Raw genomic sequence first — 17,928 nt, forward strand, 5'->3', positions numbered from 1 at the left:
AGGCGCTCGTTCGTGGTGGCCGTATCTCTCAGCGACTTGTATTATGATACAGGATAGCGCTGCGTTTGTCAACACCCTTTTATAAAAAATATAAAAAGGCCTGCATGCGACTGCAGGCCTCGTGATCTTAAACCGAAGCCATCCCCTGTATGCTTATGCCATGATCTTGCGGAACAGCTCCTTGACCTGATCAGGCGTGGCTTCGCGCGGGTTACCCGGATAGCAGGCATCCTTCAGTGCATCGTCAGCCAGCTGATCAAGATCTTCTTCCTTGATCTTATCGAGTGTAGCCGGAATGCCAACATCCGCGGAGAGTTTCTTGACCGCATCGATGGCTGCCGTGCGGTACTCTTCCTGGCTCATGCTGTCAACGTCCTTGACGCCCATCGCACGTGCTACCTCGCGCAGGCGCGTGCCGGTATATTCCTTATTGAACTCCATGGAAATCGGCAGCAGCATCGCGCAGGCAACACCATGCGGCGTATCATAGTGAGCAGAAAGCGTATGCGCCATCGCATGGTCGATGCCAAGCCCCACGTTCGAGAAGCCCATGCCGGCGATATACTGTCCAAGTGCCATACCGGCACGTCCCTGCGGATCATTCTCCACGGCCTGACGCAGATTCTCGGCAATCAGGCGAATGGCCTCAATATGCATCATATCGGTCATTTCCCAGGCGCCCTTCGTCGTGTAGCCTTCAATTGCATGCGTCAGGGCATCCATGCCGGTCGAAGCCGTAAGTCCCTTCGGCATCGAAGACATCATGTCGGGGTCGATGACGGCATAAGCCGGTATATCATGCTCATCCACGCAGACGAACTTACGGACCTTCTCAGGATCCGTGATGACGTAGTTGATCGTGACCTCAGCAGCTGTGCCTGCCGTTGTCGGCACGGCAATGGTCTTTACGGCATGGTGTTTCGTCGGCGCCACGCCCTCGAGCGAACGCACATCGGCAAATTCCGGGTTCTTGATAATGATGCCGACTGCCTTCGCCGTATCCATCGAGGAACCGCCGCCAATGGCGATGATGGAGTCAGCGCCGGCTTCCTGATAAGCCTTGACACCATCCTGTACATTCTTGATTGTTGGATTTGGTTTGATTTCTGAATACAGCGTATAATCGATACCCGCTTTTTCGAGCAGATCCGTGACCTTGGCCGTCACACCGAATTTCACCAGATCCGGGTCAGAGCAGACAAAGATTTTATGAAAGCCCTCGCGCTGTGCAATGCCTGGGATTTCTTCGATGGCACCCTTGCCATGATACGAGACTGTGTTCAAGACGATACGATTGACCATGATAAAACCTCCTGCAACATCATATATGTGAAATCTCTAACTTCCTTTTTATTATACGCTATAAACGCAAAACATGCTACTATAAACAGAAATTTTATCTCAAAAAAATAATCATAAAACAAGAATTTACGAAGATTTAGTCTGCCAAATCCCCCCGCTTGCCCCTCCGGGCAATAAGCCATAGCAAAGACAGCAAAAGACCGCAGTCCTTTTGAACTGCGGTCTTTTTACTGCCTGACAGAGCCCTTTTGAGCTCCGTCTCTATGCAAGAGATTCACACGCGGTGAATTATTTGTTCATTGCTTCCTGTACAGCAACAGCAACAGCAACGGTCATGCCGACCATCGGGTTGTTGCCGGCGCCAATGAGGCCCATCATGTCGACGTGTGCCGGAACGGAGGAAGAACCTGCGAACTGAGCATCACCGTGCATACGTCCCATCGTATCCGTCATACCATAGGAAGCCGGGCCGGCTGCCATGTTGTCCGGATGGAGCGTACGGCCCGTGCCGCCGCCCGAAGCAACCGAGAAGTACTTCTTGCCCTTCTCGATGCAGGCTTTCTTGTAGCAGCCTGCAACCGGATGCTGGAAGCGCGTCGGGTTCGTGGAGTTGCCCGTGATGGAGATATCAACATCCTCATGCTCCATGATGGCAACGCCTTCCTGAACGGAGTCAGCACCGTAGCACTTAACTTTTGCACGCTCAGGATCCGAGCCGTACTTGATTTCCTCAACAATGTTGAGTTTGCCCGTCTTGAAGTCGTAATCCGTTACGACATACGTGAAGCCGTTGATGCGGCTGATGATCTGAGCAGCATCCTTGCCGAGGCCGTTGAGGATGACGCGCAGCGGGTTCTTGCGAACCTTGTTTGCCGTCTTGGCGATACCGATAGCACCCTCTGCAGCCGCGAAGGACTCGTGGCCAGCGAGGAATGCGAAGCAGCCAGCATCCTCGGAAAGGAGCATAGCGCCGAGGTTGCCGTGGCCAAGACCAACCTTGCGGTGGTCAGCAACGGAACCCGGTACACAGAAAGCCTGCAGGCCTTCGCCGATAGCCTTGGCAGCATCAGCAGCCTTCGTGCAGCCCTTCTTGATGGCGATAGCAGCACCGAGCGTATAAGCCCATTTTGCATTCTCGAATGCGATCGGCTGCAGATCCTCTACGATCTGGTACGGGTTGATGCCCTTCTCGTCGCAGACTTTCTTGGCATCTTCAATGGAAGCCAGACCATACTGTTTGCAGACTTCGTTGATTTGATCAATACGGCGCTCATAGCCTTCGAATAATGACATTCTATTCATTCCTTCCTTTTACCTTGAAACCCGGAATCTCGTCACGCAGCGATATTACTCTTCGCGCGGATCGATGAACTTAACGCCGTCTTTGAAGCGGCCCTTCGTGCTCGTGTTGGCCTTGATTGCCTCATTGGCATCCTTGCCAGCACGGACAGCTTCCATGACTTTGCCGAGCTGTACGACTTCGTAGCCGATGATGCGGCCTTCGTTGTCGAGAGCGAGCTTCGTGACGTAGCCTTCTGCGAGTTCGAGGTAACGCGGGCCCTTCTTCAGCGTGCCGTAAAGCGTACCAACCTGGCTGCGCAGGCCTTTGCCGAGGTCATCGAGGCCAGCGCCGATTGGCAGACCGTCATCGGAGAACGCCGTCTGGCTGCGGCCATAGGCAATCTGGAGGAAGAGTTCACGCATAGCGGTGTTGATGGCATCGCAGACGAGGTCCGTGTTGAGAGCCTCGAGGACCGTCAGGCCCGGCAGGATCTCAGCAGCCATAGCTGCGGAATGCGTCATGCCCGAGCAGCCGACCGTCTCAACGAGGGCTTCCTGAATGATGCCGTCTTTGACGTTGAGCGTCAGTTTGCAGGCACCCTGCTGCGGAGCGCACCAGCCAACACCGTGCGTCAGGCCGCTGATGTCCTGGACATTCTTGGATTTTACCCATTTGCCTTCTTCAGGAATCGGGGCAGCACCGTGATGTACTTCCTGTGCTACGCATGCCATGTCTTCCACTTTCTGTGAATAAGCAATCATTGTTCGTATTCCTCTCTTTTCTAAAATATAATACTGAGGTGCATTCTCTCTGGGGCCAGCACAGAGGGCAGTCGCCTGCCCCTCCCTGCTCAAGGGAATGCCGCCTCTACCGCACAATTAAAGCTCTACGAGGTTCTTGCCCGTCATTTCTTTCGGGATATCAAGACCAGCCAGCGTCAAGAGCGTCGGTGCGATGTCGCAGAGCGCGCCATCCTTGACGGACTTGACACGATCCGAAACGACGATGAACGGTACAGCGTTCGTCGTGTGCTTCGTGAACGGCTGGTTGTTGACGTAATCCATCATCTTATCGGCATTGCCGTGGTCAGCCGTGATGCAGACCTCGCCGCCGACTTCCTTGATGGCTGCGACGAAGCGGCCAACGCAGGAGTCAACCGTCTCAACAGCCTTGACGACTGCCGGGAAGACGCCCGTATGACCAACCATATCGCAGTTGGCATAGTTGAGGATGATGAAATCGTACTTCTCGGAACGGATGGCCTCACAGACCTTATCCGTAACCTCAACAGCGCTCATTTCCGGCTTGAGGTCGTACGTGGCGACCTTCGGGCTCGGAACGAGGATGCGGTCTTCGCCCTTGTACGGTTCCTCAACACCGCCGTTGAAGAAGAACGTGACATGCGCGTACTTCTCCGTCTCAGCGATGCGGAGCTGCGTGAGACCGTTGTCCTGGATGATCTCGCCGAGCGTCTTGTCGATGTGCTCCGGCGGGAACGCAACAGCTGCATTCATGCCATCCTCATACTGGGAGAACGTAGCGAACGGAATCTTGAGATCTTCGTCGCGCTCAAAGCCGTCGAACGTCTCATCGACGAATGCATGCGTGAGCTGACGTGCACGGTCCGGACGGAAGTTGAAGAAGATGGCGCCGTCGCCGTTCTTCATGCCCTCGTAACCCTTGACGACGAACGGTACGACAAACTCGTCATTGACGCCGTTCTCGTAGCTTGCCTTGAGGCCAGCCACCGGATCGTCTGCGACAACGCCTTCTGCATGAGCGATGGCCTCATAGGCCTTCTGCTCACGATCCCAGCGATGATCACGGTCCATGGCATAATAGCGGCCGGCAACCGTTGCAATCTTGCCGACGCCGATTTCCTTGCATTTTGCCTCAAGCTCCTCAAGGTACGGCTGTGCGCTCTGCGGCGGCACATCGCGGCCATCAAGGAAGGCATGGACGTAGACGTCCTTGACACCCTGCTGCTTGGCCATCTCGAGGAGTGCATAGAGGTGACCCTGGTGGCTGTGTACGCCGCCCGGAGAAACAAGGCCGAGGAGGTGCACAGCACCGCCATTTGCTTTGGCATCCTGCATAATTTTGACGAGGACTTCATTCTTGAAGAAATCGCCGTTCTTGATATCACGCGTGATGCGCGTCAGCTGCTGGTAAACCAGGCGGCCGGCACCGATGTTCGTGTGACCGACTTCCGAGTTGCCCATCTGGCCGTCCGGCAGGCCGACGAATTCGCCGGAAGCCTGCAGATGGCTCGTGTTGTAGTTTGCCATGAGGCCGTCGAGGACCGGAGTCTTCGCCGCTTCCACAGCATTGCTCTTATCGAGCTTGCCACCGAGGCCGCAGCCATCCATGATGATGAGAGCGACTGGTGCATGTTTGATTTTTGCCATTGTAGATTACTACTCCTTCTAAAGGAAACGAATTAGTAGTTTACGATCTCGCTGAAGTCCTTGGCCTTGAGCGATGCACCGCCAACGAGGGCGCCATCGACGTTCGGCTGCTTCATGAGGTCTTTGATCGTAGCCGGCTTGACGCTGCCGCCGTACTGGATGCGGATACCGTCAGCTGCTTCCTGGCCGAATTCAGCGGCAACCGTCTTGCGGATGTGTGCGCAAACTTCTTCAGCCTGCTCGAAGGACGCCGTCTTGCCCGTGCCAATAGCCCAGATCGGCTCGTAAGCGATGACGAGCTCTGCTACTTCTTCCGGCTTGAAGCCAGCAAGAGCAGCCTTGACCTGGCCAGCGACGAAGTCGAGATAAACGCCAGCTTCGCGCTGCTCGAGGGACTCACCGCAGCAGATGATCGGCGTGATGCCAGCAGCAAAAGCAGCATGAGCGCGTTTGTTGACGCCCTCATCCGTCTCGCCGAAATAGCCGCGGCGCTCGCTGTGACCGAGGACGCAGTAGTCTACGCCAATCTCGTTGAGCATGCCCGTGGAGATTTCACCCGTGAAGGCACCGTTCTTTTCCCAATGAACGTTCTGAGCGCCAACATGGATGTTCGTGCCGAGAGCGGCATCAGCAACAGCAGCGAGAGCCGTAGCCGTTGGGCAGACGACAACCGTTACCTTGGCATCCTTGACGAGCGGAGCCAGACCGCGGACGAGGTTCTTGCCCTCGACGATCGTGTTGTTCATTTTCCAGTTGCCTGCAATAATCGGAGTTCTTGCCATTTTAAAAAATACCCCCTAAATGCTTATCTGCATATCCGAAGGAGCGCAGAGCGGCCCCCCGGATCCTAAAACATCTTATTTGTCAGCGAGTGCTGCAATGCCCGGCATCTCTTTGCCTTCGAGGAACTCAAGCGTAGCGCCGCCGCCCGTGGAGACATGGGAGATCTTGTCCGTCAGGCCCGTCTTCTTGAGGGCTGCAACAGAATCGCCGCCGCCGACGATGGAGATTGCGCCGTTCTCCGTAGCCTTGGCAACAGCCTTGGCAACAGCGAGCGTGCCTTTTGCGAAAGCATCAAACTCAAATACGCCCATCGGTCCGTTCCAGATAACCGTCTTGGCGCCTTCAAGGGCTTTCGTGTACTCTTCCGACGTCTTCTTGCCGGAATCGAGTGCCTGCCAGCCATCGGGAACCTTGTCGACATCAACTGTCTTCGTGTTGGCATCAGCTGCGAACTTGTCAGCGATGACGAGATCAAGCGGCAGGACAACCTTTACGCCCTTGTCAGCAGCCTTCTTGAGCAGCTCACGGGCAAGATCGTACTTATCCGGCTCACAGAGGGAATCACCGATTGGCAGGCCCTTGGCTGCATCAAACGTATGAGCCATGCCGCCGCCGATGATGATCGTATCGACTTTGTCGATCATGTTGCTGATAACGCCGATCTTATCGGAAACTTTGGCGCCGCCGATGATGGCAACAAACGGATGCTGCGGGTTCTCAAGCGTCTTGCCGATGTAGTTGATTTCTTTTTCCATCAGGAAGCCGGCAACCGTCTCGATGTACTTCGGAACGCCTGCGTTCGAAGCATGTGCACGGTGGGAAACACCGAAAGCATCGTCGACTGCGAGGTCGCAGCCGGAAGCAAGCTGCTTCGCGAACTCAGGATCGTTCTTCTTCTCTTCCTTATGGTAGCGGAGGTTCTCAAGCAGCAGGACCTCGCCCGGCTTCAGCGCAGCCTTTGCGGCATCCGCCTCAGCGCCGACGCAGTCGGATGCCCACTTGACATCACGGCCGAGCAGCTCGGAGAGGTGCTTGACAAGATACTTCGTGGAGAACTTGTCCTCGCGAGCCTCGGTCGGACGGCCGATGTGGCAGGCGATGACGAGAGCTGCACCATGATCGAGCAGATAGTTCAGGGTCGGCAGCGTGCGGACCATGCGCGTATCGTTCGTGATGTTCATCTTGTCGTCAAACGGAACATTGTAATCGACGCGGACAAATACTTTCTTGCCGTTTACGTCGATATCTTTGATGGTTTTCTTGTTCATCGTAAAACCTCCAGGGTTTATTTTCTCATAATAAATGAGGTCCGGCCCAAACAAACGGCCGGACCTCAAGAGATCTTCTACTGTATTCAGTTGAGAACTCTTAATTCAATTACTTAACTTCCTCAGCGAAGTATTTGATCGTGCGAACCATCTGGCTCGTGTAGGAGTTCTCGTTGTCGTACCAGGAAACAACCTGTACGAGGGAGTTGCCGTCGCCCGTATGGGAAACCATCGTCTGCGTAGCATCGAACAGGGAGCCATAACGCATGCCGACGATATCCTTCGAAACGATCTCGTCCTCGTTGTAGCCGAAGGACTCCGTCTGAGCAGCCTTCATGGCAGCGTTGATGCCCTCAACCGTAACTTCACCCTCAACAACAGCATAGAGCAGCGTCGTGGAGCCCGTCGGGGTCGGAACGCGCTGTGCAGCGCCGATGAGTTTGCCGTTCAGATCCGGCAGAACGAGGCCGATAGCTTTAGCAGCACCCGAGGAAGCCGGAACGATGTTCTCGGAAGCAGCACGGCTGCGGCGGAGGTTACCCTTGCGCTGCGGGCCATCGAGTACCATCTGGTCGCCCGTGAAAGCGTGAATCGTCTGCATGATGCCGCTCTTAATCGGAGCGAACTTGTTCAGAGCGTCAGCCATCGGTGCGAGGCAGTTCGTCGTGCAGGATGCAGCGGAGATAACTTTCGTGCCAGCCGGGATCGTCTTGTGGTTCGTGTTGTAAACGATCGTCGGGAGGTCGTTACCAGCCGGAGCGGAGATAACAACTTTCTTAGCGCCTGCTACGAGATGAGCAGAAGCCTTCTCCTTGGACGTGTAGAAGCCCGTGCACTCGAGAACGACATCTACATCATGCTTAGCCCAAGGAATGTCTTTTGCATCACGCTCAGCATAGATCTTGATCGTCTTGCCTTTGACCGTGATCGTACCAGCTTCGTCATCAGCGGAAACCGTGTCGGCGTACTCGTACTTGCCCTGGGAAGAATCGTACTTCAGCAGGTATGCGAGCATGGACGGCTTCGTGAGGTCGTTGATAGCAACAACTTCATAACCCTCAGCATCGAACATCTGACGGAATGCGAGACGGCCGATACGACCAAAACCATTGATAGCAACTTTTACTGCCATTTGAAAATTACCCCCTAAATATTCTTAGAAGTTCAGTTCTTACAGGTCAATAATACAATAAGCGCGGGCCAGATGTCAATGCTTTTATCATAAATTGAAGCAATTACAGAATAGCCAAAAGCATTTATTATCTGAATATTATATACAAAATCTTTAACAAGAAACTTTCGCGGCCCAACTCCCTTCAAACACTGATAAACAATAGGATTTCACGCAAAAAAAGGCGTCTTGACAAGCAAAAATACTTGTCAAGGCGCTGTCATAATCATAAATGGAATTAATAGATCAAGGCTTAATCCGCGGCTTCTTCTTTATCCATTTTCTCCAAGGCCAGCAGGGCCTGTACGAGGATGGCACACTCGAGACGCTTTTTCTGAATCTCGCAGCCAACTTCATACGGCTGACGGATGTCGCCGTGGAAAAGGTCAGCATTGGCATGGCAGCCGCCCGAGCAGAAGAAACGCGCCCAGCAGTCGCGGCACTTTTCCTTGTTGAGCACATGGCTCTCACGGAAATAAGCGGGCAGCTCCGTATTCGTGACCCCATCGTAGATACTGCCGAGTTTGTAGCCTTCGCGGCCGACGAACTGATGGCACGGATAGAGGTCGCCGTTCTCGGAAACCGCAACGTACTCATGGCCGGCACCACAGCCCGAAAGACGCTTGGCAACGCACGGACCATTCGAGAGATCCATGTTGAAATGGAAGAACCAGAAGCCACGTCCCTCGCGGTGACGCTTCATGTAGGCCTCGGTCAGGCGGTCGTACTCCTCACGGATGCGCGGCAGGTCCTCCTCCGTGAAGCCCAGCGGGCTGTCCTTCATGACAACCGGCTCAACCGACAGGATGTTGAAGCCCTCATCGACCATCGAGAGGACATCCTTCGTGAAGTCCATGTTGTTGTGCGTGTACGTGCCGCGCAGATACGTATAGACGCCGCGATAATCGTAGTCCCCGCCCTTGCGGCTCGCAATGCACTTCTTGAAGTTCTTCACGATGCGGTCATAGGTGCCGTGCCCGCCGGCATCCGGACGCATGGCGTCGTTGACTTCCTTGCGGCCGTCGAGGGAAAGCACGAGTGAGAAGTCATTGTCGTTGAGCCATTTGATGTTCTCATCATTCAACAGCATGCCGTTTGTCGTCATCGTGAGCTTGAATTTCTTGCCCGTCTCTTTCTCACGCTGGCGCGCATACTCTGTCACGGCCTTGACAGTCTTCATATTCATGAGCGGTTCACCGCCGAAGAAATCGACCTCGCAGTGCTTGCGCGGGCCGCAGCTCTCAATGAGAAAATCGATGGCACGCTTGCCGACTTCCGGCGTCATGACAGCGCGTTCCTGGCCGTAGCTGCCGCCGTCGCCGAAGCAGTACTTGCAGCGCAGGTTGCAGTCCTGTGCGACCATGAGGCAGATCGACTTGATAAGCCCTTTCTGCTTGAACGTTGGCGGCACATCGATATCCGGTGCAAAGAGCTCGCCCACCTGCATGAGCTCGTGAAGCTCGCCGAGCGCCTCGCGCAGATCTGCCTCCGGGTATGTCTCCTTCAGGGCTGCCACGACGGCCTCATCGTTCGTGCCGTCAAAGATGTCCATCATGTCATAGATCATCTTATCGACGACGTGGACCGCCCCGCTGTTGATATCGAGCAGAATGTAATGGCCGCCCTGTTCGAATTTATGGATTTTCGCTTTCATCGTTACTCCTTTGATAGAAAAAAGCCTTCCCAAATGGGAAGGCTCTTCACGAAAACTTATTTCTCGCAAACCTGATTGCCTACCGTGCAGGAAGTCTTGCAAGCAGACTGGCAGGATGCCTGGCACTCACCGCAGCCGCCCGTCTTGAGTGAAGCCTGCATCGAAGGTTTGTTGACCGTCTTGATGTGTTTCATCGTCAGCCCTCCTAACTAGATAAAAATGCTATCTTCTTTTTATTTTATCTGTTTTCCAGATGGAACGCAAGATTTAATTATTCGACGGCATCATGATGATATTGACCGGCAGGTTGGATGCCCCTGGCGGCGAGAACTCAAAAACCGTCTTCTTATCATTCTCATACGTGCCGAGATCGGCCAGCTCCGTATATTCCGTGAGCAGTGCCAGCCCCTCATTGCGCGCCTGCTCGGCATTCGGCGACTCCGGCGGCGTGCTGTCGCCGAAGAACGTGCGCCCATAAGGTGTCGAGAGCATGCGGGAAGGATTCGTGCCGTACTGCACAGTCATCGCACCGGCGTAGACGCCGCCGAGCGGGCTCAGGAAATACTGCGTGGCGCCACTCCCCGTGGTCGGGATCTCCAGCCGGTAAAGAACGCCGTAATTGCCGTAATTGATAACCTGGCTGCCGTCCGTCGCATCGATGCCGACGCGGTAACGGTCATGGAGATCATCGGCCAGCGGGAAATACACGATGCCATCCTGCGTCGGATCGTATGGCGTCTGAGATGTCACGATGCGATCCATGCCATGGAAGGTGCCGCGCAGCCGCTGTTCATCCTTCGGCAGCACGCGGGCCGACTTGAGGAATTCAATGGGATCCTGATCAGCAGGATACATGATGACGGACACCTTCACCTTGCGGCTGGCCGTGAAATCATAAACACCGTAGACAAGCTGCCCGGGCTGCAGGACGGTTTTATCCATCTGCGGCTGCAGCAGCTTCTTGTTGTCCGGACGCAAATAGATGAGCTCATGGCGCGAACCGTTGAAGTACGCCTCCTGTGTATTCTTGCCGACATCCAGATAATCGCCGCTCGGCGCACTCGTACCGCCGCGCGTCACACGCACGATGGTAGAGCCGTCACCGTCATTTTCCAGCACCACCGCGACCTTTTTCGGCGCGTTGCTGCTGTTCAGGTGATAGTAGAGCACGCGGGCATCTCCCGCCACACTGTCCTGGTAGAGGATGCCGTCCTCCGTGACGGATTCCGGGCTGTCGGAAAAAATCAGCGTTCCGCCCGTGTCCTCGGACTCCACCGGCCACATGCGCATCATGTGAGACTTGGCGCGCCATTTATTTTCTTCTGCCATGCGCTGCCGCAGGATGGCCGCCACGCGCTGCTGGATATTCAAAGCCGTCGCCTCCCCGGTCTTCGGTGCTGGCTGCACCGCCTTCTTATGCCGGTCCTTCCTGCTCTTCTTCTCAGTCCTGCCCGCCGCTTTCTCAACGGTTTCCTGATTTACGGCAGCTGCCACGGGAGCAGTCAGGTCCTTTTCTGCCACCAGCTGTCCGGACGCCTTCACCGTATCAAGAGACGGCTGCTCTGAAAGCGATATATCCTTAGCGGAAGCATTGCCGGGAAGCATCACATTCCCTGCCAGCAAACAGGCCAGCACGCCCGCCACCATATACTTCTTGCCTTTTATCATCCTGCCTTCAATTCCTCCTTACCGTAATCGGTAAATCTTCTCCATTTTCACCAGCCAGATGCTGATGGATTCCGAGTTTTGTAAATACCTCTGCCTTGAACAGGCGCAGCTTGAACTCCAGCAAGCCAAAGCGCGGATGGGGGATATTGACGCGCTGCATAAGGTATGGATTCGTCGCAAACGTGTTGTAACCGGCATCGCCCGTCACAGCAGTCAAGTAGTCATTCTGCTGCAGCAGGGCCGGCAGACTGGCATCAAACGCACCATTCGGATAAGAGAACGTAAAAATCGTATGGATCCCGTTCCACTCCATGAGCAGCTTGGATAGGCGCACCTCGTCGGCACGCATTGCCGGCGGCAGCTGCGTCAGCGGCTGATGATTCGCCGTATGGCTGCCGATCTCAATGCCGCGTCCCTGCATATCGCGCAGTTCATTCCAGGTCAGATATCCCGGCTGGCCGATGTTGTTCGTCACGACATAAACCGTTGCCTTCATCCCGTATTCCTCGAGTATCGGCAGCAGCGTCGTATAATTATCTTCATAGCCATCGTCGAACGTCAGGATCAGGGGCTTTTCCGGCAGCTCCTGCTTGCCTTTTTTTGCCCTCATGAAATCCAGCATGGAGATTGTCGTATATCCCTGGCTCTGCAAATACGAAAGCTGCTGACGAAAATCCTCCGGCGGCACATTGTAACGATACGCATCTTCATCCGTATGTTCCGTTACCTGATGATACTCCAGCACCAGCACGCCTTCCGGCGATGGCGATGCCAGGATCCACAGGAAGACCGCCAACACGATGAAGCAGAGCCCTATGATCCATTTCTTCAAACGATTCACGAATGTTTCTCTCCTTCCGCAGCAAGTGCCATCGCATGCAGTTTCCGCAGGCGATGGTTCATGCCCGATTTGCTTACGCCCAATAATTCTCCAAGCTCCACGATGCTGGCATCGGGACGCGCCAGCCGTGCCTCAGCCGTTTCCCTGAGTTTTTTCGGCAAGGCCTCAAGACCGCCCTCCCGGGCCGCCAGGCGCCTGATATCCGCGACCTGCCGCCCGGCCGCATCCACCGTCTTCTGCAGATTGGCCGTCTCACAATTGACGAGGCGGTTGACCTGTTCACGCACCTCCTTGAGATTGCGCGCAATCTCAAAAGCCTCGACGGACTTGTCCGCCCGCAGCATGGCCAGAAAGTCAATGACGGCATCGCCCTCCTTGAGATAAACAATGTAATCTTCCTTGCGGTCGGTAAAGCCTACCGGGAACATCATGCGCCGCATCAGGGTATAGAGCAGATTGCCAAATCCGTAATTCCCGGTCACGAGCTCCAGATGGTAGCTCGCCTCCGGCCGGTTGACACTGCCCCCACCCAAGAAAGCGCCGCGCAGATAGGCCGCGCGGCAGCAGTTTTTCTTCAGGAGGTCCCGGTCTGACTCCATGTTGAGGCTCTCATCGTGCAGGAAGCCAAGATGTTCCAGCAAATCGGCCACAGCCGGCTCCGGCATGACCCGCACGGCATAGCTGTTGTGTTTCTTGAGACGGCGGCTGCGGCTGACCGTGATCTCCGTGCGCAGGCCGTGCCCTTCAAGCTTCAGCAGCTGCAGCGTCTTGCGCGCCACGGCGGCATTCTCCGTCGTGAAATTCAGGCCGAAGGTGTGACGCAGGCCAAAGGTAATCGTAGCTCCCATGCGCAGCAGGGCAGCCAGCTCCGCATTGCGGCAGCAGGATTCCTCCGGGATGTAACGGGCCAGCTCATTCTTGACCTCAGTGGCAAATGACGGCATAACACCATCCTCTCATCTTGCTTGACACAAATTTCCCGCCTCAATGCGATTCGCGCATGTAATGATCACTGCCGAGGCCAGGGCGCAGGCCGTCCACCATTTTCATGACATTGCGGCAAAGCTTGTCCGGATCGTGGCGGATGAGATCCGTCTCATTGATGATATCCGCCTTGATGAAGCCGATGCCGAGTGCATTGATGGCATCCTCATCGACTTCGACCGGATACGCTCCCTGCTTGGCATACTGGACCTTCATCTCTTTTGAGATCGTGGCGGAATTGACCAGCATGTAATCGATGACGCCGCGGCCGCCGTGATCGAGGATGGCCTTGGCATGCATCGACGCCGTATAGCCATCCGTCTCTCCCGGCTGGGTCATGACATTGCAGATATAGATCTTAACTGCCTTGCTCTTGCGCAGGGTTTCTGCCACACCATCAACCAGGAGATTCGGCATGATGCTCGTGTAGAGGCTGCCGGGCCCCAGGATGATGGCATCGGCATGCATCAGGGCATCGAGAGCAGCCTGCACGGGCTGGACATGCTGAGGGAAAAGCTTGACCCGGCGGATGCGCTTGTGCACCTCCGGGATATGGGACTCGCCCTCCACGATCGTGCCGTCCTCCATGATGGCATCGAGGCGCACATGCTCCTTGGAAGCCGGCAGGACTTCACCCTTGACGGCCAGGACCTTTGAGGATTCCCGCAGGGCCATCTCGACATCGCCCGTGACCTCGGTCATCGCCGCGATAAAGAGGTTGCCAAAGGAATGGCCGGCCAGCTCACTCTTGCCCTTGAAGCGGTATTGGAACAGCTTTTCCATCAAGGGCTCGGTATCCGCCAGGGCCACGAGACAGTTGCGCAAATCGCCAGGCGGGATGATGCCGAGGTCTTCGCGCAGGCGCCCGGATGAACCGCCGTCATCGGCCACCGTGACAATCGCAGACACGTTTGATGTTGCAGACTTGATGCCGCGCAGCAGGACGGAGAGACCGTGGCCGCCGCCGATGACAGCGATGGACGGCCCCTTGCCGAGACGGCGTTTTTCGTAGATGATGTCAACCAATCGCTCTGAATTATCCGGCAGCAGGACCATGATGACCGAACGGATGACAAAACGCGTCGCCACCAGCATCAGAACGATTCCCAGGATGACGACAGCAATGCCCACGAGCGTCGTGAACATATAATTGTAGCTGCCCTTCCAGAGATAGACGACGCGGAAAATCGTCTCCTCGATGACATCGAGATATTTATAGTTGAAGACGAGCGCCAGCCCCAGGCTGACCAGCATGACACCGGCTGAAAACAGCAGCAGCCAGCGCTTGAATTTCATGCCGGGATAGAGCCATTTCAAAAGATGCATGCTCAACACTCCTCACGCACATGCTCTCGCACATCATTCTTCATCAGGTCACGGTGCTCCAGACGTGCTGAAAAGCCCTGCGCATTGAGACGATCATAGATATGTTTGGCAATATAAACGCTGCGGTGCATGCCCCCCGTACATCCCACGGCAATGACCAGCTGGCTCTTGCCCTCCTTGATATACTGCGGCACGAGGAAATCCAGCATTTCGTCGAGCAGCCGCGTGAACTCCTTGGTCACCGGCCATTTCGCGATGTATTCCGCTACCTCCGGCACCGCGCCGCTCTTGTGGCGCATGGATTCGATGTAGAACGGATTCGGCAGGAAACGCACGTCGAGGACCATATCCGCATCGAGCGGCATGCCGAATTTGAAGCCGAAGGAAAGTACATTGATATTCATCTGCTCGCCGCCCGATTTGCCGAAAAGACGGCGCAGCTTGTCGCGCAGGTCCACTTTCTTGAGCTCTGATGTGTCGATGATGTACGTCGCCTTGGCCCGTACCGGCGCCAGGCGCTCGCGTTCCTTCGCAATGCCTTCTGAGATTCTCGAATACGGCGCCATCGGGTGACGGCGGCGCGTTTCTTTGTAACGGCGGATGATTGCCGCATCGGAAGCATCCATGAAGAGCATCTCATACGGCACATCGTCCTGATCCATATCCTCGAGCGTATGCACGAACGTATCGAAGAATTCCCGGCTGCGCGTATCCACGACCAGTACGACACGGCGCACATGGCCGCCCGCATGCTTGCAGAGCTCCACGAATTTCGGAATGAACACCGGCGGCAGATTGTCAACACAGAAATAGCCCATATCCTCCAGGAAGCGGCTGGCCTGCGTCTTGCCGCCGCCAGACATGCCCGTCACGATAACCAGGCGAAACGAATCATCCACGATCTGCGTCAGTTTCTTGTGATCCTGTTCCGTTGTCATGATGATCATCCTCTCAGTACATAGTCATAGATAGCCTTGGCAAAGCCATTTTCTTCACAGGTCGTCGTCACGGCATCGCATACGGCCTTGACCTCCGGCACGGCGTTGCCCATCGCAATGCTGTGGCCGGCGGCCTTGAGCATCGGCAAATCATTGTTGGCGTCACCAATCGCCATAACCTCATCAAGCTTAACCCCCAGCTTATCCGCCAGATGCTGAATCCCCGCGGCTTTGGAAACGCCGGGATTCACGATTTCAACGTAATTGGCATTTGAGCGCACTACAGCAATTTCAGAACCAAAATACGCACGCATCTCACGAATACGCGCATCTGTCTCCTCTGCACCGGATGTAATCGAAAGCAGCTTGCAGACAGCCTCATTATGTGCCTTGAGGCCATCCCAGCCCACTACATGTCCCTTGATGTTCTGCGCTGCTTCATACCCTTCCGCTTCCGATGTGTGTGCGGGCAGATAAAGCTCATCATGACTGCATGACTGAAGATACCAGCCTCTTTCCTGACAGAACGACACGACATCTGCTATAACCTTCTTGGGCAAAAAGCTCTCATAAAACACCTCGCCGCTGGTGGATTTGATCAATGCACCATTATATGTAATGATGGGAACATCCACCCCGAGGGTCAGTGCAACCGGCAGCGCCGCCCGATACATGCGGCCTGTGGCAATCGTCACCGTAACGCCAGCCTTAACGGCCTCCTGAACGGCATCTATATTTTCCTGCGAAACCTGCTGACCTTTTGGGAGCAGTGTTCCATCAAGATCCGTAACAAACAATTTAATAGACATATCATACCTCCTCTGCAAAAGGGAAAGTGTCCGCTTCTATTTTCTCACATTGCGGCGAAAATGCAAGCATTGACCACAAAACTTCCTTTTGCTCTGTTGACAAATCGTGGTAAAATAGAGGAAGATTTCAGTTATGCATCTACGCCGACGCTTCGTTGCAGATGCCCTTCGTACTTGAAATCGTTTTTTATTTTTAGAAAGAAGGTCTTTTATTGAACTGGAAGCTTGTTCTCGTCATCCTCACCTGCAACATACTGTTCATGTCCTCCAGCTATACCATGCTCATCCCGTTCCTGCCCATGTACCTGACCATGGAGCTCGGCGTCAGCCAGGCGGATGTCAACATCTGGTCCGGCATCGTCTTCTCCGCCTCCTTCCTCGTATCGGCCATCATGGCCCCGATCTGGGGAAAGATGGCCGATACGAAAGGAAAACGCATCATGGCCATGCGTGCGAGCTTTCTCCTCTCCATCAGCTATTTCCTCGGCGGCATCGTACAGTCTCCGGAACAGCTGACGCTCATGCGCCTGTTCCAGGGATTTGCTTCAGGACTATGGCCCATGGACCTCGCCATCATGACGCTTTATGCACCCCCCTCCAGGCTCGGCTTCTGTCTCGGCATCATGCAGGGTACACTGACGGCCGGCGGTGTCGTGGGGCCGCTGCTCGGCGGCATCCTTGCCGAGGCCGTCGGCATGCGTTACTCATTCTTTCTGGCCGCAGCCGCGCTCTTCACAAACTTCCTGATTTTTACGTTCATCATCAAGGAACCTCCCACGCCTGCTAAAACAGGAGCGGCAAAAGAAGACATTCCTGACGCCACGGAATGCTCGCCCTGGCGGATGCCGCTGCTGCGCAACATGCTGCTCTGCGGCACGCTCGTACAGATGGTCATCCTGATCCTGCAGCCGGTTCTCACGACGTACGTCGCCAAGCTCGCAGGTCCTCTGCCGAATATCGTCTTCGTCGCCGGTCTCGTCTTCTCGCTCGGTGGCATCGCCGGCGCCATGGCGGCACCAATCTGGGGCACCTTTGGCCAGCGCCGCGGCTTCTTCAAGGCCATGTGTCTCGGCATGACGGGTGCCGGCATCTCCATGATCATCCAGGGCATCCCCGACACCCTCGTGCCCTTTGCCATCATGCAGTTCGTCGGCGGCCTCTTCTTCTGCGGCATCCACCCTGCCATCAATGCCATACTGGCCAGCAACACGCCGCCATCGTACAAGGGACGCATCTTCGGCATGCTCTTTGCCGCCCAGCAGGTCGGCTCAATGGCAGGGCCACTGCTCGGCGGCCTGATTGCGACGTACCTCGGCATGCATTGGGTCTTTGCTCTCTCCGGCGTGATCCTGCTCCTGCTGAGCACCGCCGTCTGGCGCCGCTACCATGCCATGCCCTGCTGATCTACAAGAACGGAAAAGCCGCTGCCCGTGGCAGGATTTCCGCCCCCTTCCAACGAAATAAATACGTATCCAATACCAAACGAAGGGACGT

At 55.4% G+C, this 17,928-nt stretch carries 16 protein-coding genes; 1 reads left to right on the forward strand and 15 read right to left on the reverse strand.

Features of this window, described 5'->3' with window-relative positions; genetic code table 11:
- Positions 1 to 153: 153 nt before the first annotated feature.
- The 15 genes from fucO to DWZ54_RS01405 form a co-directional block, all read right to left on the reverse strand.
- Positions 154 to 1,302, reverse strand: coding sequence for a lactaldehyde reductase (fucO, locus tag DWZ54_RS01335; protein WP_118016185.1), 1,149 nt, complete (start codon positions 1,300 to 1,302; stop codon positions 154 to 156).
- Between the two features lie 288 nt (positions 1,303 to 1,590).
- Positions 1,591 to 2,595: a GGGtGRT protein gene (locus tag DWZ54_RS01340; protein WP_036375790.1), complete on the reverse strand. Its 1,005-nt coding sequence runs from the start codon at positions 2,593 to 2,595 to the stop codon at positions 1,591 to 1,593.
- Positions 2,596 to 2,649: 54 nt separating this feature from the next.
- Positions 2,650 to 3,342 carry an iron-sulfur cluster assembly scaffold protein gene (locus DWZ54_RS01345; protein ID WP_199497591.1) on the reverse strand — a complete coding sequence of 231 codons (693 nt, stop codon included), beginning with the start codon at positions 3,340 to 3,342 and terminating at the stop codon, positions 2,650 to 2,652.
- A 120-nt stretch (positions 3,343 to 3,462) separates the two neighbouring features.
- Positions 3,463 to 4,992 (reverse strand): 2,3-bisphosphoglycerate-independent phosphoglycerate mutase, encoded by a 1,530-nt coding sequence (gene gpmI / locus DWZ54_RS01350; RefSeq protein WP_005841065.1) that lies wholly within the window; start codon positions 4,990 to 4,992, stop codon positions 3,463 to 3,465.
- A 32-nt stretch (positions 4,993 to 5,024) separates the two neighbouring features.
- The gene (tpiA, locus tag DWZ54_RS01355; RefSeq protein WP_118016183.1) at positions 5,025 to 5,774 is read right to left on the reverse strand and encodes a triose-phosphate isomerase; all 750 of its coding nucleotides are present in this window, start codon (positions 5,772 to 5,774) and stop codon (positions 5,025 to 5,027) included.
- A 75-nt stretch (positions 5,775 to 5,849) separates the two neighbouring features.
- Positions 5,850 to 7,043, reverse strand: coding sequence for a phosphoglycerate kinase (gene pgk / locus DWZ54_RS01360; protein WP_118474187.1), 1,194 nt, complete (start codon positions 7,041 to 7,043; stop codon positions 5,850 to 5,852).
- A gap of 109 nt (positions 7,044 to 7,152) precedes the next feature.
- Entirely contained in the window at positions 7,153 to 8,175 is a 1,023-nt protein-coding gene (gene gap / locus DWZ54_RS01365) for a type I glyceraldehyde-3-phosphate dehydrogenase (RefSeq protein ID WP_118016181.1), read from the reverse strand.
- Between the two features lie 292 nt (positions 8,176 to 8,467).
- Positions 8,468 to 9,868: a thioether cross-link-forming SCIFF peptide maturase gene (gene scfB / locus DWZ54_RS01370; protein ID WP_118474188.1), complete on the reverse strand. Its 1,401-nt coding sequence runs from the start codon at positions 9,866 to 9,868 to the stop codon at positions 8,468 to 8,470.
- Positions 9,869 to 9,924: 56 nt separating this feature from the next.
- Positions 9,925 to 10,062 (reverse strand): six-cysteine ranthipeptide SCIFF, encoded by a 138-nt coding sequence (gene scfA / locus DWZ54_RS01375; RefSeq protein ID WP_005841055.1) that lies wholly within the window; start codon positions 10,060 to 10,062, stop codon positions 9,925 to 9,927.
- A 73-nt stretch (positions 10,063 to 10,135) separates the two neighbouring features.
- Positions 10,136 to 11,536: a copper amine oxidase gene (locus DWZ54_RS01380; RefSeq protein WP_118474189.1), complete on the reverse strand. Its 1,401-nt coding sequence runs from the start codon at positions 11,534 to 11,536 to the stop codon at positions 10,136 to 10,138.
- Positions 11,537 to 11,543: 7 nt separating this feature from the next.
- Positions 11,544 to 12,377, reverse strand: coding sequence for a polysaccharide deacetylase family protein (locus DWZ54_RS01385; protein ID WP_118474190.1), 834 nt, complete (start codon positions 12,375 to 12,377; stop codon positions 11,544 to 11,546).
- Positions 12,374 to 13,321 carry a DNA-binding protein WhiA gene (gene whiA, locus DWZ54_RS01390; RefSeq protein ID WP_118474191.1) on the reverse strand — a complete coding sequence of 316 codons (948 nt, stop codon included), beginning with the start codon at positions 13,319 to 13,321 and terminating at the stop codon, positions 12,374 to 12,376. Before whiA ends, DWZ54_RS01385 begins: the two co-directional genes overlap by 4 nt.
- A 40-nt stretch (positions 13,322 to 13,361) precedes the next feature.
- A complete protein-coding gene (gene yvcK / locus DWZ54_RS01395) occupies positions 13,362 to 14,687 on the reverse strand; it encodes a YvcK family protein (RefSeq protein ID WP_118474192.1) in 1,326 nt (441 codons plus the stop codon).
- 2 nt (positions 14,688 to 14,689) lie between these two features.
- A complete protein-coding gene (gene rapZ / locus DWZ54_RS01400; RefSeq protein ID WP_118474326.1) occupies positions 14,690 to 15,625 on the reverse strand; it encodes an RNase adapter RapZ in 936 nt (311 codons plus the stop codon).
- 5 nt (positions 15,626 to 15,630) lie between these two features.
- Positions 15,631 to 16,434, reverse strand: a complete 804-nt coding sequence (locus DWZ54_RS01405; RefSeq protein WP_118474193.1) for a Cof-type HAD-IIB family hydrolase — start codon at positions 16,432 to 16,434, stop codon at positions 15,631 to 15,633.
- Positions 16,435 to 16,646: 212 nt separating this feature from the next.
- On the opposite strand from DWZ54_RS01405, the gene DWZ54_RS01410 reads away from it, so the two are divergent.
- A complete protein-coding gene (locus tag DWZ54_RS01410; RefSeq protein ID WP_118474194.1) occupies positions 16,647 to 17,837 on the forward strand; it encodes an MFS transporter in 1,191 nt (396 codons plus the stop codon).
- The last annotated feature ends 91 nt before the right edge of the window (positions 17,838 to 17,928 follow it).

Origin of the sequence: Mitsuokella sp. AF33-22, from assembly GCF_003475755.1 — a bacterium.
Lineage (GTDB): Bacteria > Bacillota > Negativicutes > Selenomonadales > Selenomonadaceae > Mitsuokella.

Coding starts and splice junctions, on each gene's coding strand:
- fucO (WP_118016185.1), bottom strand. CDS start 1,302: ATGGTCAATCGTATCGTCTTGAACACAGTCTCGTATCATGGCAAGGGT.
- DWZ54_RS01340 (WP_036375790.1), bottom strand. CDS start 2,595: ATGTCATTATTCGAAGGCTATGAGCGCCGTATTGATCAAATCAACGAA.
- gpmI (WP_005841065.1), bottom strand. CDS start 4,992: ATGGCAAAAATCAAACATGCACCAGTCGCTCTCATCATCATGGATGGC.
- tpiA (WP_118016183.1), bottom strand. CDS start 5,774: ATGGCAAGAACTCCGATTATTGCAGGCAACTGGAAAATGAACAACACG.
- pgk (WP_118474187.1), bottom strand. CDS start 7,043: ATGAACAAGAAAACCATCAAAGATATCGACGTAAACGGCAAGAAAGTA.
- gap (WP_118016181.1), bottom strand. CDS start 8,175: ATGGCAGTAAAAGTTGCTATCAATGGTTTTGGTCGTATCGGCCGTCTC.
- scfB (WP_118474188.1), bottom strand. CDS start 9,868: ATGAAAGCGAAAATCCATAAATTCGAACAGGGCGGCCATTACATTCTG.
- scfA (WP_005841055.1), bottom strand. CDS start 10,062: ATGAAACACATCAAGACGGTCAACAAACCTTCGATGCAGGCTTCACTC.
- DWZ54_RS01380 (WP_118474189.1), bottom strand. CDS start 11,536: ATGATAAAAGGCAAGAAGTATATGGTGGCGGGCGTGCTGGCCTGTTTG.
- whiA (WP_118474191.1), bottom strand. CDS start 13,321: ATGCCGTCATTTGCCACTGAGGTCAAGAATGAGCTGGCCCGTTACATC.
- yvcK (WP_118474192.1), bottom strand. CDS start 14,687: ATGCATCTTTTGAAATGGCTCTATCCCGGCATGAAATTCAAGCGCTGG.
- rapZ (WP_118474326.1), bottom strand. CDS start 15,625: ATGACAACGGAACAGGATCACAAGAAACTGACGCAGATCGTGGATGAT.
- DWZ54_RS01405 (WP_118474193.1), bottom strand. CDS start 16,434: ATGTCTATTAAATTGTTTGTTACGGATCTTGATGGAACACTGCTCCCA.